This window comes from Nocardia barduliensis (genome assembly GCF_013315795.1).
In the GTDB taxonomy this organism is placed as follows: domain Bacteria; phylum Actinomycetota; class Actinomycetes; order Mycobacteriales; family Mycobacteriaceae; genus Nocardia; species Nocardia barduliensis.
The window spans coordinates 55,529-80,002 of record NZ_JABLTE010000031.1; the positions used below are offsets into that span (position 1 = coordinate 55,529).

Genomic DNA, 24,474 nt, shown 5'->3' on the forward strand with positions numbered 1-24,474 from the left:
TTGACCAAATAGATTGAGCAATGTGCGCAATCAGCGAGCTTCGTTATGGGCACCACCTAAGCACAGTGCGAGGTCTGTGTGACGGTGCGCACATCAGCGCCTCGGCGAGGCGGGTGGCAGGCGGCGGGGCCGGATCCGTGCCACACCGGCATACCTCCGCCGCCCCCGCGCCCCCCTGTGTGAAGGTGGAAGGATGGCATTGCTCAGGAGGGGCACGGCGATCCTCGCCGCCATCGCATGCGGGGCACTGACCGCGTGCGGCCAGCAGGCGGACACGGCCGCCCCCTCCACGCCGGATCAGGCCGCGGGAGCGGCGGCCGGGACGCGGGCCGACCCCGGTCCCCGGCGATACGCGGGCGGGACGATGATCGTCATCCCGCATGCCGCGGATCTGGAACCGAGTTCGGCGATGCCCTTCTCGGAGTACGACGTCGAGGACGGCACCGACAAGCTCGCGATCCATATCCCGGGCCCGGTCGGCTGCCCGAGCATCGGATTCGCCGTGCGGGTGGAGGAATCCGCCGAGCGAGTACATGTGCGGCTGATCCGCGGGCTACATCGCGGCATGCCGCCGTGCCAGGGCGCGAACCCCGAGCAGAAACGCGAGTACGGTGTGGTGGTCGTCGACCTGGAACGCCCGCTGGGGGATCGGACGGTGCTCAGCTTCGCATGAGCTACTCGACACGGGGTCGAGCCGGTGGGCGGGCGGGCAGGCCGCCACCTTTAGTGATCTTGTCGAATGGCGGGCCGAGGGCTTTGTGATTTGTCCCGTTCGCTCGCGCCGATGCGGCGTCGAGCCCGGTCGGGCGCTATCTTCGCAGCGGATGGTGCCGCCTTCGCGGCTACCGGCGGTCCCCGGAGTCGAAGGAGGTGCGCCAGTCCGCCGTGATCGGCTCGGGCCGCTCCGGCGGCGGTTCCTTCTGCTCTGTGCCGCGGTGAACGTGGTTCGCTGCGGCTTTCCGTGTAGTGCCGGTCCGTCACCGGCGCACCGCCGCCGCGGCGGTGGTGCGCCGGTGACGGCTGACTTTCGAAGGAAATCCGTGTCCAGAGTTCCGTTCAGGATTGCGATCTTGCTGGTGAGCATCGTCTCGCTCGGCCTGCTCGGCCTGCCGGCAACGGCTCAGCCGCTGTATCCCACCCCCGATCCTGACTTGTTCTACTCCGCGCCCTCCGACCTGGCGGCGTACACACCCGGCGACGTCGTACGCACCCGCAAGATCGACACCGGCCCCTATATCGGGACCGAGGGCTGGCAGGTGGCGTTCCGGTCCACCAACTCGCAGGGCAACCCCGTCATGGGCATCACGACGGTCCTGCTCCCCGCCGGGGTCAAGAACCCGCCGTTGGTCTCCTACCAAGCGCTGATCAATTCCCTCGGTACCCAGTGCAACCCGTCGCGCTCGCTGTTCAACGGTGAACTGCAGGACGCGGTCGGCGCGATGCTGCCCATCGGACGCGGCTGGGCGATCTCGCTGCCCGACTACCTGGGTCCGACTTCCGCCTACGGCGCCGCGCGACTGGCCGGCATGATGACGCTGGACAGCGTGAAGGCCGTCCGCAAGGTCGCCGAGCTCGGCCTGTCCCGGTCTCCCGTCGCCATCGCGGGCTACTCCGGCGGCGGCATGGCCACCGCCTGGGCCGCCGCGATGCAACCCACCTACGCGCCGGATCTGCAGCTCGCCGCCGCCGTGGCCGGTGGCATCCCCGCCGACATGGAAGAGATGGCGATGTCGCTGGGCTTCGACCCGCATCCCGGATTCGGCCTGGCCTTCGCCGCGGCCATGGGACTGGAGCGGGAGTACCCGGACCGGCTGCCGATCTCGGAGCAGCTGAACGAGAACGGTCTGTGGTTCCGGGAATTCACCCACGACGCGTGCCGTCGGTTCCTGCTGTTCCACGGCGCCTTCCGCAGCGCCGAGCAGATGGCGGCGTCCAAGAGCCTGATGGACAGCCCGGAGGCGCACGCCGTGCTGCGGGAGAACAGCCTGCGGTACTTCGACGGCGTGCCGACCGTGCCGACCTATCTGTGGCAGGGCCGCTTCGACACGCTCACGTTCTACCGGCCCGTCGCCGAGGTCGCCGACCGGTACTGCAAGGCAGGTGCGCCGGTGCAGTTCCACACCGTCGACATCTCCGAGCACATGACCGCGGCGGTGGCCGGATTCGCCGACGCGTGGAACTACGTGGAGGGCCGGTTCCGCGGCGACCCCGTATCGACAACCTGCTGAACGCACACGCGAAGCGGCCCGGGAGATGTTCTCCCGGGCCGCTTTCGTTCGGTCGGTCGATGGAGCGATGTCCCCCGGCACGGCTGGAATGCCATCGTCCGCGCCGGCTCAGGCCGTGAAGTGCAACGTCCATTCGCCGCGATAGTGCAGGCGGGTGACGCTGCCGGGCGGGATATCGATGCGCCAGAAGGATTTCGGCGGCGCGTCCAGCGTCACCAGCAGCGCGGCCCGGATCACGGCCGGATGGGTGACCGCGATGGTGGACACGGCCCGCGCGGCGACCTCGGCCATCCAGGTCCTGGTCCGTTCGATCACGTCCACCACCGACTCGCCGCCGTGCCCGCGGAAGGCGGGGTCGGTGAGCCAGGCGTACAGCTCGTCCTGGGGCACCGACATCAGTTCACCGCCACGCCAGGCGCCCGCGTCCAGGTCGCGCAACCGGTTGTCCTCCTCGCCCGGCAAGCCGAGCAGCGCGGCGGTCTCCACCGTCCGGCGCTCCGGCCCGGTGAGCACCCGGGGAGCGGTGAGTCGTCCACATCCGGCCACCGCACGCCGCCCCGCCTCGGTGAGCGATTCGTCCACCGGGAAACGTGCCTTCCGCATCGCCTCGGTCATCCCATGGCTGACCAGGTCGAGTCTGAGCACTTTTTGCACCTGTGGAAGCGTACGGCCCGGTGTCGGCGGCTGTCGTTCGATTGCTCCGGCTTCGCTCGCCAAACGGCACGGGCGTGCTTGTCGGTGGACCGGTGCACACTTTATCCATGGCCCAGTTCTCCCGCGCCACCCAGGAGTGGTTCGACGGCGCGTTCCCCGCGCCGACCTCCGCTCAGCTCGGGGCGTGGCGGGCGATCGCGGCGGGCGAGCACACCCTCGTCGTCGCGCCCACCGGGTCCGGCAAGACGCTCTCGGCGTTCCTCTGGGCGATAGACCAGCTGGCCGCCCGGGAGCAGCGGCCCGAGCGGGCCGGTACCTCCGTGCTGTACGTGTCCCCGCTGAAGGCGCTCGCGGTGGACGTGGAACGCAATCTGCGGGCGCCGCTGGTCGGCGTCACGCAGACCGCCAAGCGTCTGGGGCTACAGCCCCCGGAGATCACCGTCGGCGTCCGTTCCGGCGATACCAGCGCGTCCGATCGGCGGTCCATGCTGCGCACCCCGCCGGACATCCTGATCACCACGCCCGAGTCGCTGTTCCTCATGCTCACCTCGGCGGCCAGGGAGACGCTGCGGGAGGTGCGCACGGTGATCGTGGACGAGGTGCACGCGATCGCCGGTTCCAAGCGCGGTTCGCATCTGGCGCTGTCGCTGGCCCGGCTCGACCTGCTGACCGAGCGGCCCGTCCAGCGCATCGGGCTGTCGGCCACCGTCCGGCCCCCGGAGGAAGTGGGGCGATTCCTGGTCGGCAACGCACCGATCACCCTGGTGGCGCCGCCCGCACCGAAGACATTCGACCTTACGGTGCGGGTGCCGGTGGCGGACATGACCGAGCCGGGCGAGTCCGATCAACCGGGCTCGATCTGGCCGCACGTGGACGAGGCGATCGTGGATCTGGTGCTGGAGCACCGGTCCTCGATCGTGTTCGCGAATTCGCGGAGGCTGGCCGAGCGGCTCACCGCCCGGCTGAACGAGGCCTACGCGGCGCGACTAGGCGAGCCGGTGGCGACCGAGCACGCGCCGCCCGCCCAGCTCGGCCCGTCCACCGAGGTGATCCACGGCGCCGGGCCCCTGCTGGCGCGAGCCCACCACGGCTCGGTCAGCAAGGAGCAGCGAGCGCTGATCGAAGACGATCTCAAGAGCGGACGGCTGCGCTGCGTCGTCGCGACCAGCAGCCTGGAACTGGGCATCGACATGGGCGCGGTCGACTTGGTGGTCCAGGTGGAGGCGCCGCCCTCGGTGGCGAGCGGATTGCAGCGGATCGGACGGGCCGGGCACCAGGTCGGCGAGATCTCGCGCGGGGTGATCTTCCCGAAGCATCGCACCGACGTCATCCACTGCGCGGTGGCCGCGCAGCGGATGACAGCGGGACAGATCGAGGCGATCCAGATCCCGGCGCACCCGCTGGACATCCTCGCGCAGCAGACCGTCGCGGCGTGCGCGCTGGACCCGGTGGACGTCGACGAGTGGTTCGAGGTGGTGCGCGGCACCGGAAGCTACGCGGCGTTGCCGCGCTCGGCTTACGAGTCGGTGCTGGACCTGCTCTCCGGGCGCTATCCGTCCGACGAGTTCGCCGAGTTGCGTCCCCGGCTGGTCTGGGACCGCGACGCTGGCACGCTCACCGGGCGGCCCGGCGCGCAACGCCTGGCCGTCACCTCGGGCGGCGCGATTCCCGATCGGGGCATGTTCGCGGTGTACATGGTGGGCGAGAAGGCGTCCCGGGTCGGGGAACTCGACGAGGAGATGGTCTACGAGTCGCGAGTCGGCGACGTGTTCGCGCTCGGGGCGACGAGCTGGCGGATCGAGGAGATCACCTTCGACCGCGTGCTGGTGACGCCCGCGTTCGGGCAGCCGGGCCGATTGCCGTTCTGGCACGGCGACGGGCTCGGGCGGCCGGCCGAACTGGGCGCGGCCCTAGGCGAATTCGTGCGCACGGTCGCACAGGACCAGGCCGCCGAGTCGGCCGGGGCCGCGAGCAGGAAGCCGCAGCGGCGCGACGGCAGTCCCCCGCCGACCGCGTCGAGAACCGCACGGGCGCAGGCGCGATCGCGAGCCGACGGGGCCGAGCCAGCCGCTGGGCGCGCGCCCGTCGTCGCGGTCGCGGAGCGCGTCGCGGGGCTCATGCGCTCCGCCGGTCTCGACGACAACGCGACCGCCAATCTGCTCACGCTGCTGGACGAACAGCGCACCGCGACGGGGCATCTGCCCACCGATCGCACCCTGGTGGTGGAGCGCTTCCGCGACGAACTCGGCGATTGGCGGCTCGTGCTGCACTCGCCCTACGGCCTCCCGGTGCACGCGCCATGGGCGCTGGCCGTCGGGGCGCGGCTGCGCGAACGGTTCGGCGTCGACGCCGCGCCGAACGCCTCCGACGACGGCATCGTCGTCCGGCTGCCCGACACCACCGACGATCCGCCCGGCGCCGAACTGTTCGTCTTCGAGTCCGACGAGATCGACGACGTGGTCACCGAGCAGGTGGGCGGCTCGGCGCTGTTCGCCTCCCGCTTCCGCGAATGCTCCGCGCGCGCACTGCTGCTGCCGCGCCGCGATCCCGGCAAGCGCGCTCCGCTGTGGCAGCAGCGGCAGCGCTCGGCCCAATTGCTCGACGTGGCACGCAAGTTCCCCGAATTCCCGATTCTGCTGGAGACGGTGCGCGAATGTCTGCGCGACGTCTACGACCTGCCGTCGCTGCGCGAGCTGCTCGGCCGGGTGGGGCGGCGCCAGGTACGGCTGGTCGAGGTGGAGACGGCGACGCCGTCGCCGTTCGCGAACGCCCTGCTGTTCGACTACATCGGGCAGTTCATGTACGACGGCGACAGTCCACTGGCCGAGCGGCGCGCCGCCGCGCTCTCACTCGACTCGGGACTGCTCGCCGAGCTGCTCGGCCGGGTCGAGCTGCGCGAACTGCTCGACGCCGCGGTCATCGAGCAGACCGAGCGGGAACTGCAACGGCTCACCCCGGAGCGGCACGCACGGGACGCCGAGGGTTTGGCGGATCTGCTGCGACTGCTCGGCCCGCTCACCGCCGAAGAGGCCGCCGAACGGTGCGAGGACGACCCTGCCGCCTGGTTCGAGAACCTGCTCGCCGCACGGCGGGCGCTGCGGGTTTCCTACGCCAACCGCACCTGGTGGGTCGCGGTGGAGGACGCGGCCCGGCTGCGCGACGCGCTCGGGGTCCCGCTGCCGATCGGCACGCCCGCGGCGTTCATCGATCCGGTCGCCGATCCGCTCGGCGACCTGCTCGGCCGCTACGCCCGCACGCACGGCCCGTTCGGCACGGAGGCGGTGGCGGCCCGGTTCGGGCTCGGCACCGCGGTCGCCGCAGGCGCTCTGCATCGGCTGGCCGCCGAGAAACGAGTGGTGGAAGGCGAGTTCACGCCGGGAGCGGCCGGCGCGGAATGGTGTGACGCGCAGGTCTTGCGCCGCCTGCGCCGCCGGTCGCTCGCCGCCGCCAGGCACGAGGTCGAGCCGGTCTCGACCGCGGCGTTCGGCCGCTTCCTGCCCGCCTGGCAGCACATCGGCAGCGGCGAGCTGCGCGGCGTCGACGGCGTGGCGGCGGTCGTGGAACAGCTCGCCGGCGTGCCGATTCCGGCCTCCGCCTGGGAATCGCTCATCCTGCCCGCGCGAGTGCCCGGCTACACCCCCGCGATGCTCGACGAGCTCATGGCGACCGGCGAGGTGATCTGGTCCGGGCACGGCGCCATCACCGCCAAGGACGGCTGGGTGGCGCTGCATCTGGCCGAGCAGGCGCCGTTCACCCTCGCGCCGCCGGACGAACTCGACCTCACCGATGCCCAAGCGCGCCTGCTCACCGCTCTGGGCGCGACCTTCGTGCCGTGGACGCCACCCGGACCCGTGGCGGACCTCCCGGATCGAGCGCCGGTGCCGTTGGACGAGCCGGACCCGCCGTCCGGTAGTGCGGGCGACGGTGCAGGCGCGCACGGGCGATCACGCGACGCGAGCGGTGCCGCCGCACCGCACGGATACGGCACGGACAACGGCAGGCAGGTCGACTCCGCAAACGCTTCTGATGCGGGGCAGTCGACGTCCGGCGCCGCGGAACGACTGATACCGGTTCCGCAGGGTGGCGGCGCGTACTTCTTCCGGCAGCTCTCGGATGCCACCGGTCTGCTCGACGACGCCGCCGTGGCCTCCGCGCTGTGGGAATTGGTCTGGGCGGGCGTGGTTTCCGGTGACACGTTCGCACCGGTGCGGGCGCTGCTGTCCGGCACAACGCGCACCACGACGGCCCACCGCACGCCCCGGCGGGCCCCGCGGGGCCGGGCCTACCTGCCCCGGCCGAGCATGCCCACCCGTTCCGGTCCCCCCTCGGTCGCCGGGCGATGGTCGCTGCTGCCCGAGCGGGTGTCGGACAACACGGTGCGCGCACACGCCACCGCGGATCTGCTGCTGGAGCGGTACGGAGTGCTGACCAGGGGCTCGGTGCAGAACGAGGGCGTCACCGGCGGGTTCGCGCTGATGTACCGGGTACTCACCGAGTTCGAGGACCGCGGCCGTTGCCGCCGTGGCTATTTCGTCGACTCGCTCGGCGGCGCCCAGTTCTCCACCACCGACGTGGTGGACCGTTTACGTTCCTTCGACGCCGAACGCGCCCGGCCCGAATCCAGGCAGCCGACCGGCACGGTGCTGGCGCTGGCCGCGTGCGATCCGGCGAACCCGTACGGCGCGGCGCTCGCCTGGCCCAAGAGCGATGTCGAGGGCGGGCATCGCCCCGGACGCAAAGCCGGGGCGCTGGTGGTGCTCATCGACGGCGAACTCGTCCTCTATCTGGAACGGGGCGGCAAGACCCTGCTCACCTTCACCGAGGACCCGGACGCCCGCCGCGCCGCCGCCGGAGCGCTCGCCGACCTGGTCCACCGCCGCCGGGTGGACGCGCTGGTGATCGACCGCGTCAACGGCGACACCGTGCACGGCAACACCTTCGCCGGATTCCTCACCGAAGCGGGCTTCTCCGCCACCCCACGCGGCCTGCGGCTGCGGAGCCGCCCGTGAGCGCCCGCCTCGGGGGCCTCCGGGGCCGGGATTCGAGTTCGCTGCGAAGTCACCAGTTCAGCGCGCCGGAGTTGCCATATGCCTGAGGGCGACACCGTCTTCCTGACCGCCAAACGGCTCCGTGCCGCGCTGGAGGGAAAGGAATTGACGCGCAGCGATTTTCGCGTGCCGCGTTATGCGACGGTCGACCTGAGCGGACAGCTGGTCGAGAGCGTCGGCAGCTACGGCAAGCACTTGTTCATCCGCACCGCGACGGTAAGCGTCCACACGCATCTGAAGATGGAGGGCAGCTGGCGCGTGTTCCACTGCGGACAGCGCTGGACCAAGCCCCGCGTCGCCGCCCGGGTCGTGCTCCGCACGGCGGACGTCGAAGCCGTCGGGTTCTCCCTCGGCACCGTGGAGGTGGTGCGCGCACGCGACGAGCACCGGATAGTCGACCATCTCGGACCCGACCTGCTCGGGCCGAATTGGGATGCCGAGGAAGCCGTCCGGCGGTTGCGGCGATATCCCGGCCAGTCCATCGGCGTCGCCCTACTGGACCAGCGCAACCTCGCAGGCATCGGCAACGTCTTCCGCAGCGAGGTCTGCTTCCTGCGCCGCGTCCACCCCGCGACCAGGGTCGGTGACGTCCCCGACCTGCTCGCGCTGGTGAACGAGGCGCATCGCATCCTGACCGAAGCGGCCGCGAAACCACCGCGACGGCCGTTGGCCTACGGCAGGACCCACCGGCCGTGCCAGCGCTGCGGCACGCCGCTGGTAGCCGACCTGCTCGGCGACGCCGCGCCCGACTACGACCGCGTGGTGCAGCGAGAACGCGGCATCTTCTTCTGTCCCCTGTGCCAGCCGGTGCCTGCCGACTGATCCGGCTTCGCGGATCGAAAACCGCTGCGCCCTTGACGATTCATACCCGCCGCCCTAACTTACAACTTGTCAGTTATGACGGGAGGCACCATGGGCGATCCACGGCGATACGTGGTGATCGGAGGCGGCCTGGCCGGGCTCGCCTCGGCGGTCTGGCTGGCGGAGGCGGGCAAGCAGGTCACCCTGCTGGAGCGCCGAGGCCGGCTCGGGGGTCGCGCCCACGCCATGCGCGCCGAGGCGGTGGACGACACCCCGGACAACGGTCAGCACGTGATAGCCAGTGGCTACGACCACTTGTTCCGCTATCTCACCAGTGTCGGCACGCGGCAATACGTCGCCTTCCCGCACGGCGGCACACTGCGCTGGCCCGACGGCCGCAGCGTCGCCATGCGCACCTCGGGACTCGCGGCGCTGCGCACGCTGTCCGGCGCGCATCCCGACGCGAACCCACTCGAACGCGCGCGTGCGGCCCTCGCCACGCTCCGGCTCGGCTGGCAGTGCCTGCACCAGCCCGCCGACCTGCCCGACCTCACCACCGAGCAATGGTTCGACCGGGTTGGAATGCCCGCCAAAGCCCGTGAGGCGCTGTGGGATTGGCTTGCGCTGGGCATCGCGGCGGAGCCGGTGCAGCGGGAATCGGCGAAGGTGTTCGCCGACGTTCTGGCCACCGGCATCCGCTTGGGCCTGCGGCATCGGCAGGCCGTCGACATCGGTTATCCCACCACCGATCTGGACACCCTGTATGTCACCGGGGCGCTGCGGGTCTTCGAGAAGCACGGTGTGCGGGTCCGTCATCGGGCCGTGGCCCGCCGCATTCACATCGCGGACGGCAGGGTCACCGGTGTCGCCTTGGCCGACGGCACCACTGTTCCGGCCGATGCGGTGGTGTGCGCGGTGCCCAACTCCAGCATCGGCGGGCTCCTGGACGAACTGCCCGAGCACGGCGAGATCTACGCGGCCGCCGACAAACTGGGTTATACGCCGATCGTCAGCACCAACCTCTACCTCGACCGCCCGCTGGGCACCACGGCCGAGTTCGAAGCGCTGATCGGCGGCACCGGCGTCATCGACGAGGTCTTCGACCGCCAGCGGATGACCGGGCGCAGCACCGCGAAAGCCTGGCTGTACTGCCTGACCACCAGCGGCGCGTACGAACAGATCCACAAGTCCAGCGACGAGATCGTCGCCGAGCAGATGGCGCTGCTGCGCCGCTATTACCCCGCGGCCCGAGCGGCGAACGTGGTGCAGGCGCAAGTCGTGCGCATGCCGAAAGCCACCTTCTCGCAGGTGGTTGGCACCCACGGGCTGCGACCGGCCCAGCGGACCTCGGTGCCCACTTTGGTGCTGGCGGGCGACTGGACCGCCACCGACTGGTCGGCGACGATGGAGAGCGCGGTGCAGAGTGCGGCGCGGGCGGTGGATCTACTGCTCGAGCTACCTTCGATGGCGTGACCACGGACCGCTCCACGTCCGAGCGCGGCGCCGCCGAACTCACGGATCCACCACGGGCGCGGCCGAAGCGCCGGATGTCCGCCGCCGACCGCCGCACGCAACTGTTGAACGTGGCGCGCGACATCGTCGCCACCGAGGGCTTCGCGGCGGTGAGCATCGAACGGGTGGCACGCGAAGGGCGGGTGGCCCGCGCGCTGGTGTACCAGCAGTTCACCGATCTGTCCGGGCTGACGTCGGCGCTGCTGGATCGCGAGTCGGCCATCGCGTTCTCCGGGGTGCGCAGCGTGGACTGGGACCAGGGGGACGTGGACCGCGTCGGCCGCGGCATCCTCGACTATCTGCACGCCGCACCGACCAGCTGGCGCATCATGCTCAGCCCGTTCGACGGCGGGCCGCCCGAACTGCGCGAGCGGCTCGCGCTCGGCCGCGCCTATGCCCGCGCGATCGGTGCGCGCCATCTGTCGCGCTACCTCGGGGTCACTGTGGATCCGAACGGGCCGACGGAGCGAATCCTGTTGGCCGCCATGGAAGAACTGGCCCGCCTGCACCTGACCGACCCGATCGAGTACCCGGACGAGCTGGTACTTCGCTATCTGCGCTCACTGGTGGACTGGGCGATGCGCATGGAAAAGCCCGGCGACGAAGGCTGAGCCGCCGCGGTCCTCGCGCTCTACGCCGTGGACGTGCGGCCGTCGGGTTCGCGGCCGGTTGCGACCACGCGCGGTGGGCGTAGCTGCGGCGGCAGCGCCGACCTGCCGGTATGCCGGCCCGGCTCACCCTTCGGACGGCACCGGCTCGAGGATCTCCGGGCGCGGCTCCGGAGCCGCTATCCGCAGGGCATCGGCGGAGGCGTCGTCCGGCTGGGTCTGCGAGTGGACCTCCGCGTCGACTCGCGCCTGATAGGTGCGAACCTCCCGGTCGATCTCCTCGTCGTCCCAGCCGAGAATGGGCGCGATCAGCTGAGCTACCTGCTCAGCGCAATTGGCCCCGCGATGTGCGTACTCGATCGAGATCCTGGTCCGCCGGGCCAGGACGTCGTCCAGGTGCAGGGCGCCCTCCGCCGCCGCCGCGTAGACCGCCTCCACCTGCAGATAGGACGGCGCGTCCGTAATCGGTTGCAGGAGTTCCGGTTTGTCCTCGGCGAAGGCCATGACCTCCTCGATGAGCGAACCGTACCGGTCCAGCAGGTGCTTGATCCGGTAGGGATGCACGCCGAAGGTCTCGGCCAGCTGGACCGTCTGGTTGACCAGCGCGAAATAGCCGTCGGCGCCGAGCAGCGGCACCTTCGCCGTAACCGAGGGCGAGACCCGGGCCGGAATGTCCTCGGCCACTTCGTCCACCGCGTCGTAGGCCATCACGCGATAGGTGGTGTACTTCCCACCCGCGATGCCGACCAGGCCGGGTGCGACGCGGGCGACCGCGTGCTCGCGCGACAGCTTGGAGGTCTCGTCGCTCTCCCCCGCCAGCAGCGGGCGCAGACCCGCGTACACGCCGTCGATGTCGTCGGGCGTGAGTGGCGTGACCAGCACCTCGTTCACCCGTTTCAGCAGGTAGTCGATATCGGCCTTGGTCGCGGCCGGATGGGCCAGGTCGAGATTCCACTCCGTGTCGGTGGTGCCGATGATCCAATGCGCGCCCCAGGGGATGACGAACAGCACCGAGGTCGCGGTGCGCAAGATGATGGCGGTGTCGCTGACGATCCGGTCCCTCGGCACGACGATGTGCACGCCTTTGGACGCCCGCACGTGGAACCGGCCCCGCTGATGCGACAGGGCTTGGACTTCGTCGGTCCACACGCCGGTCGCGTTGATCACCACATGTCCACGGACTTCACCGGTGCGCCCGTCCTCGGTGTCGCGCACCTTCACGCCGATCACCCGATCCGCCTCGCGCAGGAACCCGACCACCTGGGTGGACGTGCGGATCACCGCGCCGTAGTGCGCGGCGGTGCGCGCCAGCATCATGGTGTGCCGCGCGTCGTCGACGACCGTGTCGTAATAGGCGACACCCCCGATCAGCGAGTCGCGCCGCAACCCGGGCGCCAGCCGCAAAGCGCCCGCACGGGTCAGATGCTGTTGACCCGGAACGGATTTGGCGCCACCCATGGTGTCGTAGAGGACCAGCCCGGCGGCGACATACGGACGTTCCCAGACACGGTGGGTCAGCGGATACAGGAACCGCAGCGGCTTCACCAGGTGCGGCGCCAGGGTGGACAGCGTGAGTTCGCGTTCCCGCAACGCCTCGCGCACCAATCCGAACTCCAGCTGTTCCAGATATCGCAGCCCGCCGTGGAACATCTTCGACGACCGGCTGGAGGTCCCGGACCCGAGATCGCGAGCCTCGACCAGCGCGACCTGCAAGCCCCTGGTCGCCGCGTCCAGCGCGATGCCGGCCCCGACCACGCCACCGCCGACGACGACCACGTCGAAATGATCCTTGCCGAAGCGCTCCCAGGCCGTCCTGCGCTGCTCCGGGCCGAGGAACTGCGAATCCGGTTTCTTGGCCATGCTCGACTCCTCCAGCCGACGCGGATGTGTCCGATCGAGCGTTCAGGTCCAGGCTAGGCGAATTGCCGCGAATCGACCGCCCGCGCCCGTCTCCGTGTCGCCCCGACCTACTCGTCGGTAACAAGACCCACCCTACCGGCCATCCAGCCCACACCCCAGGCTCGATGCGCAGCGAACACCGAGCCACGCTTCCACCGCACCACCCACAGGGAGCGACCAGCGACAGCCCGGTCACACATCGAGTCGCCCGATCACCAACCTCACAAAAGGCGTCCTACGCACCCAGCGCACCCCCAACCACGACTTTCGAGCGAAGCGAGACGAGCATTGCCCGTTCGCGGCCCGGCTCGCGTCCGAGCCACAAAGGGCCGCGAACACGCCGCGACGAAGTCGCGGCCAAAATACACTTCACGGATGCGTCGCTACGTGGCCGCCATCGATCAGGGCACGACCTCGAGTCGGTGCATCGTCTTCGACCGGCAGGGGCGTGTCGTCGGCGTGGCCCAGCGGGAGCACGAGCAGATCTTCCCGCGGCCGGGCTGGGTCGAGCACGATGCCGAAACGATCTGGCGCGATACCGAATTCGTACTCGGCGCGGTTCTGGAGCGCAGCGGTCTCAGCGCCGACGACATCGCCGCGGTGGGCGTCACCAATCAGCGCGAGACCACGGTGGTGTGGGACCGCGAGACCGGACGGCCGGTGTACAACGCGATCGTCTGGCAGGACACCCGCACCGACCGGTTGTGCACCGAGCTGGGCGGCGACGCGGGACCGGCCCGCTATCAGGATCGCACCGGCCTCCCACTGTCCACCTACTTCGCCGCGCCGAAGTTGCGCTGGATCCTGGACAACGTGCCGGGTGTGCGCGAGCGCGCCGAGGCGGGTGAGCTGTGCTTCGGCACCGTCGACAGCTGGGTGCTGTGGAATCTCACGGGCAGGCACGTCACCGACGTGACCAACGCGTCCCGCACGATGCTGCTGGATCTGCGCTCGCTGCAATGGGATTCGCAGATCTGCCGGGAATTCGGCGTGCCGGAGTCGATGCTTCCGCAGGTGCGCAGTTCCTCGGAGGTCTACGCGCCGATCAGCTCCGGCCCCTTGGCCGGTGTGCCGGTCGCGGGCATCCTGGGCGACCAGCAGGCCGCCACCTTCGGCCAGGCGTGCCTGTCGCCCGGCGAGGCCAAGAACACCTACGGCACCGGCAATTTCATGCTGCTCAACACCGGCACCACACCGGTGTTCAGCAAGCACGGCCTGCTCACGACGGTGTGTTACCGCCTCGGCGACGCGGACGCGGTGTACGCCTTGGAGGGCTCCATCGCGGTCACCGGTTCGCTGGTGCAGTGGTTCCGCGACAACCTCGGTATCATCTCCGCCGCCGACGAGATCGAGCCGCTCGCTCGCAGCGTGGACGACAACGGCGGCGCGTACATCGTGCCGGCTTTCTCCGGACTGTTCGCGCCCCGCTGGCGGCCGGACGCGCGCGGCGTGATCACCGGTCTGACCCGTTTCGTCACCAAAGCGCATCTGGCGCGGGCGGTGCTGGAATCCACCGCCTTCCAGACCCGGGAGGTGGTCGACGCGATGCGCGCGGACGCCGAGTCCCAGCGGCTCGGCCTGGAGCTCACCACGCTGAAGGTGGACGGCGGGATGGTCGGCAACGATCTGCTCATGCAGTTCCAATCCGACATTCTCGACGTACCCGTGGTGCGACCGGTGGTCAACGAGACCACCGCGCTGGGTGCGGCGTACGCGGCCGGGCTCGCCGTCGGCTACTGGTCGGGCACCGACGACATCCGGGACAACTGGGCCGCGGACAAGACCTGGCACCCGGCCATGCCGGACGCGGACCGGGACGCGCACTTCGCGGCGTGGAACAAGGCGGTCGAGCGCACTTACGGCTGGGTGGACTGACCACCGCGGCACGTCGATCGGTTCACTGCCGCGACCAGAGCGTCGGACAGCTGACTAGTCACCCATGGCGCGCGCTAGCCTGCCGACCGCATCGAGCAGGGTCGCCCCCTCGGAGGTGGTGAAGCACAGACGCATCGAATGGCGATAGGACGCGGTCACCGCGAAGGCCGAGCCGGGCACGTAGGCGACTCCGTGTTCGATGGCACGTGGGAGGAGTTCGCCGGTATCGGTGCCGTCGGTGAAGTCGACCCACACGAACATGCCACCCGCGGCGTCGGTGCTCACCACCCGGTCACCGAAGCGATCGCGCAGCGCACCGACGAGGACCCGCGCCCGCTCACCGTAGACGCGCCGGATGTTGTCCACATGGGTCCCCAGCCAGTCGGAATCGGCAAGCAGATCCGCGGCGATCTGCTGGGTCAGCGCCGAACCGCACAGGTCGGCGCCTTGCTTCAACAACTCCACTCCCCGGCACACCGCATCCGGTGCGACCATCCAACCCACCCGCAGTGTCGGCGCCAGCGTCTTCGACACACTCGACAGCCGGATCACGTTGGGCGAATATGACGCGACCGGCGCGGGCGATGGCCGATCGAACCACAGCTCGCCGTACGGATCGTCCTCGATCACCCAGAAGCCGTAGCGATCGGCGAGCTCAGCCAGCACGCGGCGACGACCGGGACTCATCGTGACCCCGCGCGGATTGTGGAAGTTGCTCACCGTGTGCACCAAGGCGGGCCGCTCGCCACGGTCGAGCAGTTCGGTGAGCGCATCGATGCGCATCCCCTCGGCGTCGCCCGGCACGGCCACGATCCGCGCGCCCGCCGCCCGGAACACCTGCAGCGCACCGACATACGCCGGGTCCTCGATCACCACCAGCGCGCCCGGGTCCAGCAGCACCTCACCGAGCAGCGACAGCGCCTGCTGGGAGCCGTGCGTGACGAACACCTCGTCGATCGGGACCGGACGCCCCAGCTGGGCCGACTCCCGCGCCGCCAGCACTTCACGCAGCGGCCCCCACCCGGCCGACTCGGTGTATTGCAGCCGTGCGCGGTCGGTCAGCGCCGTCTCGGCCGCCAGCGCGATCCGGTCGCGCGGCATGAGCTGCGCATCGGGCAGCCCGCCCGCGAGGCTGATGACGTCGCCGCGGGCGGTCAGCTTCAGCAGATCGCGAATCGCCGAACTCCGCAGACCGTCGAGGCGGCGAGCCAGCGGTGGAGTGATCGGCGACATGGACACCTCCGGGAATGCGCGATAAGGCACTGTCGCATATTTTTATCCAGAATATGAAATAGGTATCTCACATTCTGAGAACAGCTCAGTCGATCAGGTAGATGAGGGTCCGTCCGTCCTGGTTCACCGTCGTGATCACCGGGAAGTACTGGGCCTCGGTGCCGTCGGGACGGCGCTCGGTGATCTCGACGTTGAAGCGATCAGGGGCCATCTCCGCGATCCGCAGGCAATAGGCGGTGCCCTGCGGGATGTGCTGGTCGATGGTTTTCTGCAGGTCCGCGGGCGGCTCGACGTTCGCGCCCGGCGCCACGAACGTGTGCGCGCGGGCAGCGCTGCGCTCGGAATAGTACGCGTGCTCGAAGCCGAGAATCGCCCGGATCCCACTACTCGTATCCCCAGGACCGTTGCCGAAGGTGACGTTACCCTCGGTCCGCGCCGGGCAGCTCATCGCCACGCTGGTGGGGGGCGAAGCAGCCGTGCCGTCCTGCCCATCCTCGCTGCCGCTGGACACGATGATGGTCACCGTCAGCGCGATCAGCACCACCACCGCCGCGAGCGTCCCCAGCACGACCCAGCGCCGCGACGAGCTGCGCCGCGCGGGCGGGGGCGTCTCGGGGAGGCGCAGCGCCAGACGCATGGCGATCGGGTCCTCGGCCCAGGACAGGCCCGACTCCGACGGCGGCGGAGGCTTCGGAACGCCGCCTTCCCGGGTCGGCCGGTTCCACCACGTACCCCGTTCGCCGTCCACGGACTGCGGGCGCGGAGCCTCCGCGGCAGGCGGCTCGGGCTGGGCGGGCACGGGTGGCGCGGCCGGCCGTTCGGAGTACACCGTCGAATCCGGCGCGCGATACTGCGGGGGCGACGCAGGTGTCGTCTCCGGCTCGCCTGCCGGGCGCCAAGTGAGTTCGGGGTGGTCGGTCGACTGCTGCGGCACCTGCCAGCCCGGGCCGGCGTCCGCGCCCATCGGCGGAACGAATTCTGCGATGGGCGGGCCGAATTCGGCAATCGGCGGCCCGAATTCCCCCAACGGCGGACCGAACTCCGATCCGGACTGGTCGGATTCGTTCTCCCTCGCATCACCCTCGGAGGTCACACCCAATCCTTTCCCAGGACACACAAGTGGGGCGGCCGCGAACGACCGCCCCACCCGTCGAAATCAGCACGTGTCAGTACTGGAGTGAACCACCCCACTGGGTGGTGACACCACCCACTTCGGCGGTCTGTGGAGCGAAGTCGCCCGGCTGAAGCGGAAGCTTAACCTGTGCGGCGGCTTCCAGGGCGGCCGCGCCGCCCGGCTGCTCCCGGATCCAGTCCTCCACCGCGGCCTTGGCCTGGTTCAGCTGGGTGGTGTCGAACACCGCGGTGGTGTTGTTCGAGGCCAGGCCCTCGCCACCGGTGTAGGTGGTGAGCTTGACGGTGTTCTTGTCGACGAACTCCACCGAGACGCCCGCTTCACCGGCTCCGGTCGGCGTGCGGTAGCCGATGGTGCCGACGTAGCCCGCCTCGTTGCTGAAGTGGTGGGTGTTGGCCACGTGGCCCGGCAGCACGGTGCCGCCGTCGATGTTCGCGCCGATCTCCGCGTGCGGACCGGTCATCTCCACGACCGGGGCGGCCGGAGCGGCCTCCATACGCGGCGCCTGCCAGCGCGGCTGGGCCTGCGGCTGCACCAGCGTCGAACTCTCCGGCTGCCGCGCCTCGGCGTTGGGGTTGTCGGCGCCCTGCTGCGGCGCGGCCTGCTGGCCGGGCCGCGGAGCCGCCTGCTGCCCGGGCTGCGGCGCGGCCTGGTCCGGCGCGACCGCGGCCTGCGGGTCGCTCGGCTTCTGCTGGCCGGGGACCGGCAGCGGCGCGACCCGCGGCGGGGTAACGCCCGGCTGGGTCGGCTTGGCGAGCTTCGGGTCCTTCTGGTCGGGCGCGGCGTGGTCCGACTCCGGAGTGGTGACGCCGGGCTGGCGCGGCGTCGGCTTGCTCTCCGGCTTCTGCGGATCCTGCTTGGATTCCGGCTTGTTCGGTTCCGGCTGCGTGGTCTCCGGGGTGCTCGGCGATTCGTTCACGCCCGGCTGCGCCGGAGCAGGCGTCGGCGGAGTGGTCGGCTGATCGTTGGGAGCCGCCCCCGCCGGCGCAGCGAAGAGCGTGGCCACGGCAGCCGCTGTGGCCAGTGGCAACGAGGTGCTCGCCATCGCTCGCTGCGCCCGACTCGGCTTACGATGTTTCACTTTCCGCATTCCCTTCCCGGGTGCGGCCCGGCAGGCCGCATTCAGTTGTCCCCTGGGCGAGACGCCTGATCGTCGAACGACCCCGGGCCGTTCGCTCGTGCCGATTTGGAAAGGACCATCCCCCCACACCGAACCCCGCGACCGCCCTTCGATCGCATCTCTGCCGAGAGTGAACCACATGTGCGCACGATGGGCAACGCGGCGAATAGCCAAGGGTGGCAAGAGCGCCCGCATCCGGGGCCCGCCCCGAGTTCGCGGGACGTGATGTCCGCGCACGGACACGGCACCGGGTGCGCCAAAACGAGGTCAGCCCAGGTCGTCGTGGCGCATCAGCAGCCGCGCCGCCTCGGTCACCGAGCCGGTGAGCGACGGGTACACCGAAAACGTCTGGGCCAGGTCGCTGACCGTCAGATTGTTCTGCACCGCAAGGGCGATCGGCAGGATCAGTTCCGAGGCGATCGGCGCGACGACGACGCCGCCGATCACCACGCCGGTCGCGGGACGGCAGAAGATCTTGACGAAACCGCGTCGCAGCCCGAGCATCTTGGCGCGCGGATTCGTGTTCAGCGGCAGCATCACGGTGCGCGCGGGGACCTCACCGTTGTCGATCGCGTTCTGGCTGACGCCGACGGTCGCGATCTCCGGCCGGGTGAACACCGCGGAAGCGACGGTCTTCAGCCGGATCGGGCTGACACCCTCGCCGAGCGCGTGGTACATCGCGATGCGTCCCTGCATCGCGGCCACCGAGGCCAGCGGCAGCAGGCCGGTGCAGTCCCCCGCGGCGTAGACGCCGGGCACCGAGGTGCGCGAAACCCGGTCCACCCGCAAGTAGCCGCCGCTGTCGAGTTCGATGCCGACCCGCTCCAGCCCGAGACCGGCGGTGTTGGGCGTCGAGCCGACGGTCATCAGCGCGTGCGAACCGGAGACCGTGCGGCCGTCGGACAGCTTGACCACGATGCCTTCGGCGGTGCGCTCGACGGCGTCGGCGCGCGCGTGCTTGACCAGTTCGACGCCGCGCTCGGCGAGCGCGTCCTCCAGCACGAGCGCCGCGTCGGCGTCCTCGCCGGGCAGCACGCGGTCGCGGCTGGAGACCAGCTTCACCCGCACGCCCATTTCGGTGTAGGCGGAGACGAACTCGGCGCCCGTCACACCGGAACCGACGACCACCAGGGTCTCCGGCAGCTCCGCGAGGTCGTAGAGCTGACGCCAGTTGAGGACGCGCTCGCCGTCCGGCTCCGCGCCGGGCAACACGCGCGGGCTCGCGCCGGTGGCGATCAGCACCACCTCCGCCTCGATGGTTTGCTGCGCGCCGTCGGCCAGCTTCGCCAGCACCCGGTGCGCGGCCAGCCCGCCGCCGCGGTCGATCAGCTCACCGCGCCCGGCCAGCACGTTCACCCCGACGGTTTGCAGTTTCGAGCGGATGTCGGAGGACTGGGCCAGCGCCAGCGCCTTGACGCGGGCGTTCACCTCGGACAGCTGCACCTGCGCCTGGTTCGGGTCGAGGGTGATCCCGAGATCGCGAGCCCGGCGCAGATCCGTGCGGACGCCGGTCGAGGCGATGAAAGTCTTGGACGGGACGCAGTCCCACAGCACGCACGCCCCACCGATGCCGTCGGAATCGATCAGCGTCACCGACGCTCCGTGCTGGGCCGCCACCAGGGCCGCCTCATAGCCGGCCGGACCGCCACCGATGATCGCGATGCGGGTCATTGATACCTCCGCTCGTGCTTCGCGCCGGGATCTCCGGCACGAGGTAAACGTTATCCGGGAACCACCTCACACGACCGACCGCGTTACCGGTGCGCAACCCATCCCGGCCCCGCGCCGCGCCGCAGGTGCGGCAATCGAACGCAGTCTCTCCCGGTTATTGGCTACCCTTTGCTGGTGCCGATCTATGCCGCCTATGGGTCCAACATGGACTCGACGCAGATGCTCGAGCGCTGTCCGCACTCCCCCATGTCCGGGACGGGCTGGTTGGAGGGCTGGCGGCTCACCTTCGCCGGTGACGACATCGGCTGGGAAGGGCCTCTCGCGACGGTCGTCGAGGATCCCGGTTCCCGGGTGTTCGTCGTGCTCTACGACGTGTCCCCGGAGGACGAACAGCGGCTGGACCGCTGGGAGGGTTCGGACTTCGGTATCCACAAGAAGATCCGATTGCGCGTCACCCGCAACGGCGACGGCGGCGAACCCACGCTGGCCTGGCTCTACGTGCTGGACGCCTACGAGGGCGGACTGCCCTCGGCCCGCTACCTCGGCGTGATCGCCGACGCGGCCGAGAAGGCGGGCGCGCCAGAGGATTACGTGCACGCCCTACGCACCCGCAACAGCCGCAACGTCGGTCCGGGCAACTTCGGCTGACCGCGCGTCACACCGCGACGCCAGCGGCATGGCCGTCTTCCGGTCGGCCATGCCGCTGGCGCACTCCCAGCCCCACCAGCACCGCGGACGCTGGAAATCAGGCAGTGCGCGCGTCGAGCACCAGATTGCTCAGCACCCGGACGCCGACCGCCAGCGCCCGCTCGTCGATGTCGAAGGTCGGCTGGTGCAGGTCCAACTGCTCACCCTCGCCGGACCAGACGCCCAGGCGCGCCATCGCGCCCGGCACCTCCTCCAGGTACCAGGAGAAGTCCTCGCCGCCGCCCGATTGCGGGGTGTCCGAGAGCGCGTCGGGGCCCAGCGCACGGATCGCGTCCTCGAACATGCGGGTGGAGTGCTCGTCGTTGACCACCGGCGGCACGCCGCGCCGGTAGTTCAGCTGGTAGCGCACGCCCGTCGGGGCGAGCAGCCCGTCGACGATCTCCCGCACCATCGGCTCCAGCAACGACCAGGTCGCGTGGTCCCCGGTGCGGATGGTGCCGGTGAGCATGCCCGTCTGCGGAATGGCGTTCGGCGCCTTCCCCGCGCTCACCGCGCCCCACACCATCACGGTGCTGGTACGCGGGTCGATGCGGCGACTGAGCAGGCCGGGCAGGCCGGTGATGACCGAGCCGATCGCATAGACCAGATCACTGGTCAGGTGCGGACGCGACGTGTGGCCGCCCGGCGAGTCCAGCACCAGTTCGATGGTGTCGGCGGCGGAGGTGATCGCGCCGACGCGGATGCCGACCCGGCCGACCTCGAGACGCGGATCACAGTGCAGCGCGAAGATCCGCTGCACGCCCGTCATCGCGCCCGCGGCGACCACGTCGATCGCTCCGCCGGGCATGACCTCCTCGGCGGGCTGGAAGATCAGCCGCACACCGACCGGCAGCTCCGGCACCTCGGCCAGCGCCAGCGCCGTGCCGAGCAGGATGGTGGTGTGCGCGTCGTGACCGCACGCGTGCGACACGCCCGGCACCGTGGAGGCGAAGGGCAGTCCGGTGAACTCCTGAAGGGGCAGCGCGTCCATATCGGCGCGCAGGCCGATGCGCGGCCCGTCCGGTCCGATGTCACAGATCAGGCCGGTGCCGCCGGGAAGCGGCTGCGGCGTCAGCCCCGCTTTGGTCAGCCACGCCGAGACGAACTCGGTGGTGCCGAACTCGGTACGGGACAGCTCCGGATTGGCGTGAATGTGCCTGCGCCACCCGACGAGATCGACCGTGTGACCGGCCAGCCACGACTCCACCGCTGCCCGCCCGGATCCCACGGTCGGGACCGCCGCGAAGTTCCCGGGGTCCTGCGTGACCACACGGACGCCCTCTGCCGGGCCCGTCGCCGGCGCGGCCGAACGGCCGGTTGTGCTCACCGAATGTCCTCCTGTCGTTGAACTAGCCGTTGCAACAACCTGTCTCTATGTATGTCATCGCGGGCGACGGCGATCGCGGTACGCGCGAGCGCCTGCGCACCATCGATGACCGCGCGATCCGCCGAGGCGTTGACGCTGGCCGCCGCGAAGCCCGGCTGATGTGTCACCGCACCCCCGGCATCGATTCCGATGACCGGATGAATGCCCGGAACGACGTTGGTGACGTTTCCCATATCGGTGCTGCCCAGCGGCCGCTGCGCCTCGAACTCCGGAGCGAGCGGCACGCGTCCCGATCCGGTGATCTGCTCGCGGTAGACGAGCAACAACTCCGGATCCGGGGTCAGCTCGGTATACGTCGGCGCGAGCGTCCGGATTTCGTGGGTGCAGCCGGTCGCGAGGGCGCCCGCCTCGAAACAAGCCGACGCTCGTCGCATCAGATCGTCGAGGGATGCGGAGTCGACTGCGCGTAGGTAATACAGCAGTTCCGCACGTCCGGGCACGATGTTGGGAGCTACGCCACCGTCGCCGACTATACCGTGCAGTTGCTGGCCGGGCAGGAGATGCTGCCGTAGCAAGCCGAGGGCAACCTGTGCGACGGTCACCGCGTCGCCCGCGTTGCGGCCCTGTTCCGGGGCCGCGCTGGCGTGCGCCTCGCGCCCGTGGAAAACCACCGACACATCGGCCAGCGCCAGCGAGCGGGCGCCGACGATGTCCAGCGGGCCCGGATGCACCATCATCGCCATGGCGACGTCGTCGAACACCCCGTGTTCCAGCATGAGCACCTTGCCGCCGCCGCTCTCCTCGGCGGGCGTGCCGAACACCAGCACGGTGAGATCGAGCGCGTCGGCGACCTCGGCAAGACCGAGCGCGGCGCCCACCGCCGAGGCGGCGATGACGTTGTGCCCGCAGGCATGCCCGATCTCGGGCAGAGCGTCGTACTCGGCGCAGATGCCGACGGTCAGCGGCCCGCTGCCGTAGCGCGCGCGGAAGGCCGTCGGCAGTCCGGCGACACCGGTCTCGACCTCGAAGCCGCGCTCGGCGAGCGGCGCGATGGTCTTGGCGGCGCTGCGGGTCTCCTCGAACGCCAGCTCGGGCTCGGCGTGGATCGCGTGCGAGAGCCCGATCAGCTCGGCGGACGCGGCCCGGATCGCGGCGTCACTGCGAGCGGCGGCGTCCACCTCGCGCACAGCGTCACCGTTGTGCCGCGATTCCTGGCGCCCGCTGCGCGGTGATGGCATGCAACGCACTGTATTGGATTTCTCTGTTTGATTGGCCGCGCCTTCGGCGCGGCGGGTTCGCGGCCCTCTTGTGGCTCGCGTTTGCGCGGCCGCCGCTTGCTCCTTCGTCGCTTGCGCGGCGGCCGCGCAAACGCGAGCCGGGCCGCGAACGACGGATGCTCGGTCTCGCTTCGCTCGAAAGTCGTGGTTGCGGTGCGCTGGGCATGTCGGGCGATCGAACTCCAGGCACAACGCACGCCGGAACGGCCAACGGGCGATGCCAGGTTGCCGCTTCGCTGTCCGATTCGCGCGCCTTCGCGCAGCGGGTTCGCAGTCCCCTTATGGCTCGCGCCGCGAACAGGCAATGCTCCGTCTCGCTTCGCGCGCAAGACGTAGTTAAGGTGCGCTGGGCACGTCGGGCGATCGAACTCCAGGCACAACGCACGCCGGAACGGCCAACGGGCGGTGCCAGGTTCCGCTTCGTTGTCCGATTCGCCGCGCCTTCGCGCGCGGGGTGTGCTGGTGCGGCGCGTCAGCTCGCGGCGAAGGCCAGGTTCTCCGGGGTGGTGGGGACGGCGAGGCCGGCCAGCGCCTTCGCGTGCAGGGCGCGCTTGATCACCGGCAGGTTGGGCTTGCGGTTGCTCGCCAGTGCGGCTGCCCGCTCGACGGCGGTAGCCAGCAACGTGGGGGCTTCGACCTTGCCGTCCACGATGCCCGCGGCGATCGCCTCGTCGGCCGGGTAACGGTGGCCGGTGGTCATCGCCTGCACGCAGACCTGGTTGGTCAGGCGCTCGGTGAGCAGGGCGTTCATCCCGATGGTGAACGGCATGCCGAGGTGCACCTCGGGCAGGCAGTAGAAGCCGCGGTCGGCGCGCATCACCCGAAAATCGTGCGAAGTGGCCAGCATCGCCCCCGCGCCGAAGGCATGGCCGTTGATCGCCGCCACGGTCGGCAGCGGGAAGGCGAGCAGGCGGGTGTAGAGCGAGTGCACACGGTCGAGATAGCCGTGCATCTTGTCCAGGTTCGCGAACAGCCAATCGGTGTCCAGACCGTTGCTGTAGAACTTCCCCGTCGCGGTGGTCACCAGCGCGGCAGGCCCCTCGGAACTCTCGACCTCGTCCAGCAGCCCGTGGAACCCATCGATCCAGTCCGGATGAAAACGGTTCTCGCTGTCCGCGGTCCCCTCCGCGCCGAGGTACACGACGAACACTTCACCTTGGCGTTCCAGATACGGCATGCGGTGGAGGATATCGGGCCATCCCCAACACCCCTACTCGCGGGTAGCAATCGAACGCCAGCCAGTTACCCAGGTCTCCCCACCAGGCGCGACCACCCCCACACCACCCAGCAGCCGAACACCAACTATCAGCGAAAGGCAAGACAGCCACATCCACGAGCCGATCTTGCCGACCCCCCTCGAGAGTTCTTCCGAAACGACACAGTCCGCAGCCCGGCCCACGTT

The 24,474-nt window shown here is 70.2% G+C and carries 17 protein-coding genes; 8 read left to right on the top strand and 9 right to left on the bottom strand.

Translation table 11 applies throughout. The features are described 5' to 3' along the window. Positions 1-193 precede the first annotated feature (193 nt). Positions 194-673 (top strand): hypothetical protein, encoded by a 480-nt coding sequence (locus tag HOV91_RS15605; RefSeq protein ID WP_174186101.1) that lies wholly within the window; start codon positions 194-196, stop codon positions 671-673. A gap of 367 nt (positions 674-1,040) precedes the next feature. Further along, positions 1,041-2,228, top strand: coding sequence for a lipase family protein (locus HOV91_RS15610; protein WP_438822667.1), 1,188 nt, complete (start codon positions 1,041-1,043; stop codon positions 2,226-2,228). A 108-nt stretch (positions 2,229-2,336) separates the two neighbouring features. Here HOV91_RS15610 and HOV91_RS15615 read toward each other — a convergent pair whose 3' ends face one another. Continuing rightward, a complete protein-coding gene (locus tag HOV91_RS15615) occupies positions 2,337-2,882 on the bottom strand; it encodes a histidine phosphatase family protein (protein ID WP_312884629.1) in 546 nt (181 codons plus the stop codon). 107 nt (positions 2,883-2,989) lie between these two features. Between HOV91_RS15615 and HOV91_RS15620 the strand changes: the two genes are divergently transcribed. From HOV91_RS15620 to HOV91_RS15635, 4 genes are all read left to right on the top strand, one after another. Further along, positions 2,990-7,891 carry an ATP-dependent helicase gene (locus HOV91_RS15620; protein ID WP_174186103.1) on the top strand — a complete coding sequence of 1,634 codons (4,902 nt, stop codon included), beginning with the start codon at positions 2,990-2,992 and terminating at the stop codon, positions 7,889-7,891. A gap of 78 nt (positions 7,892-7,969) precedes the next feature. Beyond that, complete coding sequence (locus HOV91_RS15625) at positions 7,970-8,752, top strand: DNA-formamidopyrimidine glycosylase family protein (RefSeq protein WP_174186104.1); 783 nt, start codon at positions 7,970-7,972, stop codon at positions 8,750-8,752. Between the two features lie 75 nt (positions 8,753-8,827). Beyond that, on the top strand, positions 8,828-10,204 hold the full coding sequence (gene hpnE, locus HOV91_RS15630; RefSeq protein ID WP_246350140.1) for a hydroxysqualene dehydroxylase HpnE: 1,377 nt from the start codon (positions 8,828-8,830) through the stop codon (positions 10,202-10,204). 74 nt (positions 10,205-10,278) lie between these two features. Then, positions 10,279-10,854, top strand: a complete 576-nt coding sequence (locus HOV91_RS15635) for a TetR/AcrR family transcriptional regulator (protein ID WP_174186121.1) — start codon at positions 10,279-10,281, stop codon at positions 10,852-10,854. 123 nt (positions 10,855-10,977) lie between these two features. Here HOV91_RS15635 and HOV91_RS15640 read toward each other — a convergent pair whose 3' ends face one another. Then, positions 10,978-12,711, bottom strand: coding sequence for a glycerol-3-phosphate dehydrogenase/oxidase (locus tag HOV91_RS15640; protein WP_174186105.1), 1,734 nt, complete (start codon positions 12,709-12,711; stop codon positions 10,978-10,980). Between the two features lie 414 nt (positions 12,712-13,125). Between HOV91_RS15640 and glpK the strand changes: the two genes are divergently transcribed. Then, positions 13,126-14,625, top strand: a complete 1,500-nt coding sequence (gene glpK, locus HOV91_RS15645; RefSeq protein ID WP_174186106.1) for a glycerol kinase GlpK — start codon at positions 13,126-13,128, stop codon at positions 14,623-14,625. A 54-nt stretch (positions 14,626-14,679) separates the two neighbouring features. Here glpK and HOV91_RS15650 read toward each other — a convergent pair whose 3' ends face one another. From HOV91_RS15650 to HOV91_RS15665, 4 genes are all read right to left on the bottom strand, one after another. Further along, on the bottom strand, positions 14,680-15,858 hold the full coding sequence (locus HOV91_RS15650; RefSeq protein WP_174186122.1) for an aminotransferase-like domain-containing protein: 1,179 nt from the start codon (positions 15,856-15,858) through the stop codon (positions 14,680-14,682). A gap of 85 nt (positions 15,859-15,943) precedes the next feature. Continuing rightward, positions 15,944-16,951: a DUF8176 domain-containing protein gene (locus HOV91_RS15655; RefSeq protein ID WP_174186107.1), complete on the bottom strand. Its 1,008-nt coding sequence runs from the start codon at positions 16,949-16,951 to the stop codon at positions 15,944-15,946. A 73-nt stretch (positions 16,952-17,024) separates the two neighbouring features. Further along, positions 17,025-17,996, bottom strand: a complete 972-nt coding sequence (locus HOV91_RS15660) for a hypothetical protein (protein WP_174186108.1) — start codon at positions 17,994-17,996, stop codon at positions 17,025-17,027. 381 nt (positions 17,997-18,377) lie between these two features. After that, a complete protein-coding gene (locus HOV91_RS15665) occupies positions 18,378-19,781 on the bottom strand; it encodes an NAD(P)H-quinone dehydrogenase (protein WP_174186109.1) in 1,404 nt (467 codons plus the stop codon). 174 nt (positions 19,782-19,955) lie between these two features. Here HOV91_RS15665 and HOV91_RS15670 point away from each other — a divergent pair, with 174 nt between their 5' ends. Further along, on the top strand, positions 19,956-20,429 hold the full coding sequence (locus HOV91_RS15670; RefSeq protein WP_039796248.1) for a gamma-glutamylcyclotransferase family protein: 474 nt from the start codon (positions 19,956-19,958) through the stop codon (positions 20,427-20,429). A 97-nt stretch (positions 20,430-20,526) separates the two neighbouring features. Here HOV91_RS15670 and HOV91_RS15675 read toward each other — a convergent pair whose 3' ends face one another. The 3 genes from HOV91_RS15675 to HOV91_RS15685 form a co-directional block, all read right to left on the bottom strand. After that, positions 20,527-21,675, bottom strand: a complete 1,149-nt coding sequence (locus tag HOV91_RS15675; RefSeq protein ID WP_438822668.1) for a M20 family metallopeptidase — start codon at positions 21,673-21,675, stop codon at positions 20,527-20,529. Between the two features lie 116 nt (positions 21,676-21,791). Then, a complete protein-coding gene (locus HOV91_RS15680) occupies positions 21,792-23,033 on the bottom strand; it encodes a M20 family metallopeptidase (protein WP_174186110.1) in 1,242 nt (413 codons plus the stop codon). 511 nt (positions 23,034-23,544) lie between these two features. Next, positions 23,545-24,249, bottom strand: a complete 705-nt coding sequence (locus HOV91_RS15685) for an enoyl-CoA hydratase-related protein (RefSeq protein WP_174186111.1) — start codon at positions 24,247-24,249, stop codon at positions 23,545-23,547. Positions 24,250-24,474 lie beyond the last annotated feature (225 nt).

What these genes read in the sequence shown, in the direction of transcription:
- HOV91_RS15650 (WP_174186122.1), bottom strand. Translation starts at nt 15,858, where the DNA reads ATGTCGCCGATCACTCCACCGCTGGCTCGCCGCCTCGACGGTCTGCGG.
- HOV91_RS15635 (WP_174186121.1), top strand. Translation starts at nt 10,279, where the DNA reads ATGTCCGCCGCCGACCGCCGCACGCAACTGTTGAACGTGGCGCGCGAC.
- hpnE (WP_246350140.1), top strand. Translation starts at nt 8,828, where the DNA reads ATGACGGGAGGCACCATGGGCGATCCACGGCGATACGTGGTGATCGGA.
- glpK (WP_174186106.1), top strand. Translation starts at nt 13,126, where the DNA reads ATGCGTCGCTACGTGGCCGCCATCGATCAGGGCACGACCTCGAGTCGG.
- HOV91_RS15685 (WP_174186111.1), bottom strand. Translation starts at nt 24,249, where the DNA reads ATGCCGTATCTGGAACGCCAAGGTGAAGTGTTCGTCGTGTACCTCGGC.
- HOV91_RS15605 (WP_174186101.1), top strand. Translation starts at nt 194, where the DNA reads ATGGCATTGCTCAGGAGGGGCACGGCGATCCTCGCCGCCATCGCATGC.
- HOV91_RS15625 (WP_174186104.1), top strand. Translation starts at nt 7,970, where the DNA reads ATGCCTGAGGGCGACACCGTCTTCCTGACCGCCAAACGGCTCCGTGCC.
- HOV91_RS15640 (WP_174186105.1), bottom strand. Translation starts at nt 12,711, where the DNA reads ATGGCCAAGAAACCGGATTCGCAGTTCCTCGGCCCGGAGCAGCGCAGG.
- HOV91_RS15680 (WP_174186110.1), bottom strand. Translation starts at nt 23,033, where the DNA reads ATGCCATCACCGCGCAGCGGGCGCCAGGAATCGCGGCACAACGGTGAC.
- HOV91_RS15665 (WP_174186109.1), bottom strand. Translation starts at nt 19,781, where the DNA reads ATGACCCGCATCGCGATCATCGGTGGCGGTCCGGCCGGCTATGAGGCG.
- HOV91_RS15620 (WP_174186103.1), top strand. Translation starts at nt 2,990, where the DNA reads ATGGCCCAGTTCTCCCGCGCCACCCAGGAGTGGTTCGACGGCGCGTTC.